The organism is Pseudomonas sp. G5(2012) (genome assembly GCF_000408945.1).
Classification (GTDB): Bacteria; Pseudomonadota; Gammaproteobacteria; order Pseudomonadales; family Pseudomonadaceae; genus Aquipseudomonas; species Aquipseudomonas umsongensis.
Map to the genome: position 1 here is coordinate 1 of NZ_APIO01000143.1, position 5,340 is coordinate 5,340.

Genomic DNA, 5,340 nt, shown 5'->3' on the forward strand with positions numbered 1-5,340 from the left:
TCGCCGTAAGGGCGAAACCCCAAGTGGTCGTTACCGCAGCAATGGATATGTACGCCTGAAAGACAATTATCGCCTGCCAGGACGCCTTCGCCGGCAAGCCTGGCTCCTACAGTTAAAGCGGAACCCTGAGTGGTCGTTACCGCAGGAATGGATATGTACACCAAGGGAACGGCTCGGCTGTCAGAGCTGAAACCTGCCTCAGACACCAATATTCGAAGACGCAGCCAACCGAACCCCACTGCGCACTTCCCTGGCCGTACACCCAAAGTGCTGGCGAAAGCTTCGCGTAAATTGCGCCTGGTCGCTGAAGCCCCAGCGCATGGCCAGCTCGCCGATCGACAGGTGGCAGTTGGGGTCGCGCAGGCCTCTGTTGACCGCCTCAAGGCGGCGCAGGCGAATCCATTCGCCGAGGCTGTAGGACGTGGTGCTGAAGAGTTTGTGCACATAACGCACGGACAACCCGCAGGCCTCGGCGATCATCGGCGGCGCCAGGTCCGGGTTGCCCAGTTGCTGGTCGACGTACTGCTCGATGCGTTGCAAATGCAGGGCGGCCAGGTTCGAGCTTTCGCTGCTCAGCACCCGCTCATCATCACGCAATGCCATCAACAACGTCGAAAGGGCCTGCTCCAGCAGCATATGCCGGGCGGCCTCGTCGCACTCGTCGAAACGTGCGGCGCACATCGCCAGTTGGTCGACAAAGACCCGCCCGAGTGCGCGCCTGGCGTCGAAGCACAGGCGCGTGTAGCGTTCGGCTCCGCGCAATTGGCCATGCAGCGCGCGTTCGGGGAGCTTGAACACCCACAGATCGTTGTCGCTGGCATAGTGAAAGCGGTAGGGCGCGTCGCCCCGTTCGAAGATGAAACCACCCGGTTGGCAATGCAAGGCGCGGCCGTCCTGTTCGAAATGCACTTCGCTGCGCCGCGGTACGGTGACGAGGTAGCAGGCTTCGTGGTCTTCGCTGACCTGGGCTTTGCTGCGCGAATAGCCCAGTTGGCTGGAGCGCAAGCGAGAAAGGGTTAGCGCGGTGCTGCCGGTTTCCCAGATCTGCAGGCTGCCGCTGAAAGGGCGGTCAGGTGCGAATTCCAGGGACAGCGGAAAGTAGGCACTGCCAATGGCCTGGGCCCAGAGCGGCTGGCGTTGACTGTCTGGCCAGGAGCGTGTGGAGAGTTTGTAGGCCATGGCTGCCCTCGTATCTTTTTTATTATGAGGACGGTGCCGACGCAAAAAAAGCCGTCGGCACCGTTGGGTTGCCATCATTTGCCAATGTCTACGGGCGGTCAATCACCGGGTGTCAGCCGGTAGGTGGCCGATGGCGCGAGCGTGGCCTGCCAGCCAGGAGGGACAACGATGTTGGTGGTCGCCTCTTCGATCACGCAGGGGCCTTTTACCGTTTGCCCCGATTGCAAGCGGTCACCGTTGTACACCGGCGTTTGCTGCCAGGACGACTGGGCGCTGAACAACATCGACCGATGATCGGTGGCCTTAGGCGCGACATCATCGATAGCCGGCGGTAGTTCCGGCATGGGCGGACGTTGCAGGCGCGCAATTACCGAGCACTCGAGGTTCACCAGTTCTACCGGGCTCTCGGTTTCGCTGTAGGAGAACAGCGCCTTGTGCCGGGTATGGAACGCCTCACGCAACGCAACCAGGCCCGACTGATCCAGCTGATCGCAGGTCAGCTCGACGCTGCACTCGTGAATCTGACCGAGGTAGCGGATCTCCAGGTTGTAGAGGCACTGGACGTTATTACCAGCGCCAAAGCCATCGTCGCGCAGGTTTTTCATCCCGCGCTCGCGCAGGTCACGCAAGGTCTGGTTGAGCAACGGCAGGTCGACCAGTTCGTCGTCGAGGCGCATCGGCAGCGTGGTCAATTGGTCGTAGCGGATATCGGAAAGAATCTGCCCGTAGGCGCACAGCCCGGAAGCCACTTTCGGAATCAGCACCACCTTGCTGCCGATTTCTTCGGCCAGGCGCATGACGTGCATGCCCGCCGCACCGCCCGCGCCGATCAGGGCAAAGTCCCGTGGGTCATAGCCGCGTTCGACCGATACCCGGCGAATGCCACTGACCATGTTCAGGTTGACCAAGGTGATGATGCCGATCGCCGCGCGTTCGACGCTGATGCCCAAGGGTTCGGCGATTTTGCTCCGGATCGCCTCTATGGCGGCCTGGCGATTGAGCCGGATGCTGCCGCCCAACAGCGCGCCGTCGGCCAGGTAACCCAGGGCCAGGTTGGCGTCGGTCACGGTCGGCTCGGTGCCGCCCTTGCCGTAGCACACCGGTCCCGGGTTGGCGCCGGCGCTGCGCGGGCCGACCTGGAGCATGCCGAAATCGTCGAGATAGGCGATCGAGCCGCCGCCGGCGCCTAGGGTTTCCACCTGGATCATCGGCACGCCGATGCGATAGCGCAGGAAGTCAGTGTCCTTGCTGAAGTTGGTGCGTCCTGACTTGCTCAAGGTGATGTCGAACGAAGTGCCGCCCATGTCCACCGTGATCACGTTGTCTATGCCGAATGGCTGCGCCACGCACAACCCGGCTTGCGGCGCGGACGCGGGCCCTGAGTTGATCGCATTCACCGCGCGTTCGCGCATCACTACACCGGGTGCCAGGCCACCGTTGGATTGAAAGTAGCGCGTGGGCTGCTGCGCGCCGAGCTCTTCGAACAAGGCGTCGATGCGTTCGATGTAGCGGCCCATGACCGGGCTTAGGTACGCGTTGACCACGGTGGTCGAGGTGCGGGTGTATTCGCGGATCTGCGGGAACACTTCGTTGCCGGTGCAGACGAATACACCCGGCAATGCCGCGCGCACCCTCTCGGCGGCGCGTTGTTCGTGGCTCGGATTGCGCACCGACCAGACGAACGAAATGGCCACGGCCTTGACGTCCTGTTCGCGGAAATACTCGATTGCTTCAGCAATCGCGTTTTCGTCGAGGGCGGCGTATTCGCTGCCGTCACTGAGGATCCTGCCGCCGATGGGGCGCCGCAGATGACGCGGCACCAGCATGTAGGCCGGCGGGTAGCTGGCATCGTAGCGATGGCCGTCTTCCTTGTGGCCCAGGCGGATTTCCAGGCTGTCCTCATGCCCTTCGGTGCACAGCAGGCCAACCTTGACCCCGGTTTTCTCGATCAACGCGTTGAGGGCCACGGTGGTGCCGTTGATGCACAGGTCACAGTCGCCAATGATTTCGGCGGGGGGGCGGCCGATGGCGTCAGCGATTTGCGCCAGCCCGTTGCGGATGGCGATCGTGCCGTCCTGGGGCGTCGACGGTGCCTTGAACAACTGCACGTTGCCGCTGCGATCGGCCAGGATGAAATCGGTGAAGGTGCCGCCGGCGTCGATGCCCAGGCGATATTGTTGCTTGCTCATGATCAGGGGTTCCAGATAGCTCAAAGGGGGGCGATCAGTGCGTGGCGCGGCACGCACGAGTCGCGGCGTCATCGACCTGGCCGTTGCCGTCGATCACCACGCCGTATTCCAGGCGGGCGCCTTCGCGGGACACCAGGCCGTTGCGTACGTCGTCGACCACGCTGGCGACCGGGCGCCGCAGGGGATCGCCATAGCCACCGCCGCCAGGGTTGATGTTGATCACCCGTTCGCCCGGTTGCGCGATGAGCTGCGCGTTGTAGATAAAGGACTGCTCCTCACCGTCGTTCTTGCGGTGAATCAATCGGCCCAGCTTCGGTTCGAGCAGGACGTTGTTCGCGTCCGCGGCACCAGACGTCGGCAGTTGTCGACCCTCGCCAAAACCGACCACGGTCATCGCGTGATCCAGCGGTTCGATTTCGATTCGCGTGCCAGAACCACCGCGAAATTCGCCGGCACCACCGCTGTCAGTCATCAGGCTGTAGCGATGGATGAGGATCGGGTAGGCGTACTCCAGCAACTCGATATCACCGGACATCAACGCGCCGAAACAGCACAACGGACCGCACGCCGGCCAACCGTCCATGGCCTTGTTCGCACCGGCGCCGGAAATGATCGAGGCGAGCACCATGGTCACGTACTCGTCGTTGCCATTGCGCGGATCATGGCCGGCAATGTTGATCCCGCTGGCGTGGCCCCAGGAGGCCGTGACCCGATCGGGGGCCGCTTGTTCCAGGGCCTGGCGCACCGCGTCGGCCAGGGTTTCCATCGGTGTGGTGGTGCTGTTGACGTGGGGCGCCGGTTCCTGGGCGTTGCACAAGGTGCCCGGCGGGCCGAGGTCGACCGTCACGCAGCGGTACAGCCCTTCGTTGTACGGTGGCGGTACCTGGGCGAACATCATCAGCCCCAGGTACACCCCGGACACCGAGTTGCCGGCGTAGGAGTTGATGAAGTACGGCACCTGCGGCGGACTTTCGATCAGGATGTGCGCCTCGTCGCCGCGAATTTCCACTTGCGCGGTGATCGACAGTTCACCCAGCCCATGGCCCGAGTCTTCCAGCACGGCAGTGCCGCTGTAGAGGCCATCCGGTACTTCTCGCAGCAAGGCCCGCATGTGCCGGTCCGCCATGTCTTTCAATTCGGCGATACACGCACGCACCTGCGCCACGCCATAACGATCGAGCAGTTCCAGCAAATGCCGTTCACCCACATTGCAGGCGCCGTACTGGGCGTTGAGATCGCCTTCCTGGTAGGCCCGGGCGCGCATGTTGGTCAGCAGCAGGTTGATCACGTCTTCACGGCGCTTGCCTTGGGACCAGAGCTTGACCGGCGGGATCCGCAAGCCTTCGGCGTAGATTTCCCTGGCATCCGGGTTGTAGCCGGCAGGCACCGGTCCGCCGATGTCGGTCAGGTGACCTTTGCACACCGCCCAGAACACCAGCTCGCCTTGGTAGAACACCGGTTTGTACATGCAGCAGTCGAGAATATGGCTGCCCATGTAAGCGGGGTCATTGTGATAAATCACATCGCCTTCCTGGACGTCATCGCCGAAGAAACCGGCCACGCATTTCATCGCCGGAATCAGCGATCCGAGGTGAATCGGGATGTCCTGGCCTTGCAGGATCATTTCCGGAAGGTGATCGAAGAGTGCGTTGGAGTAATCGTGGGCCAGGTTGAAAACGCTTGAACGACCGGTTTTCTCAAGGGTGATGGTCATTTCCCGTTGCGCGGTTTCGAGCGCGCCACGCACGACTGCCAGGGTGATCGGATCTACTGTGCTCATGGGTCACCAGAAATCTTGTTGTTATTCAGGTGGAGGTCAGGACGAACGTCTAACCCACGACACAAAACTACGCGCTCGAACCAGGGGCTGGCTTGGCGCAAAGTGCACTGGTTTTTGATTGTCAGTGCACTTGTGATGGCGGCCTGACAGCCGACCAGGATGTTGGTGACTGAGTACATATCCATTGCTGCG

At 62.2% G+C, this 5,340-nt stretch carries 4 protein-coding genes; all 4 read right to left on the bottom strand.

Going from position 1 to position 5,340, the window contains the following annotated elements:
- Positions 1-198: 198 nt before the first annotated feature.
- Positions 199-1,179 carry a helix-turn-helix domain-containing protein gene (locus PG5_RS29975; RefSeq protein WP_020800834.1) on the bottom strand — a complete coding sequence of 327 codons (981 nt, stop codon included), beginning with the start codon at positions 1,177-1,179 and terminating at the stop codon, positions 199-201.
- 98 nt (positions 1,180-1,277) lie between these two features.
- On the bottom strand, positions 1,278-3,368 hold the full coding sequence (locus PG5_RS29980; RefSeq protein WP_020800835.1) for a hydantoinase/oxoprolinase family protein: 2,091 nt from the start codon (positions 3,366-3,368) through the stop codon (positions 1,278-1,280).
- Between the two features lie 34 nt (positions 3,369-3,402).
- Positions 3,403-5,148, bottom strand: a complete 1,746-nt coding sequence (locus tag PG5_RS29985; protein ID WP_020800836.1) for a hydantoinase B/oxoprolinase family protein — start codon at positions 5,146-5,148, stop codon at positions 3,403-3,405.
- Positions 5,145-5,340, bottom strand: a 196-nt coding sequence (locus PG5_RS34630; RefSeq protein ID WP_218187899.1) for a hypothetical protein, incomplete at its 5' end; no start/stop codon positions are given. The genes PG5_RS34630 and PG5_RS29985, both read right to left, overlap by 4 nt.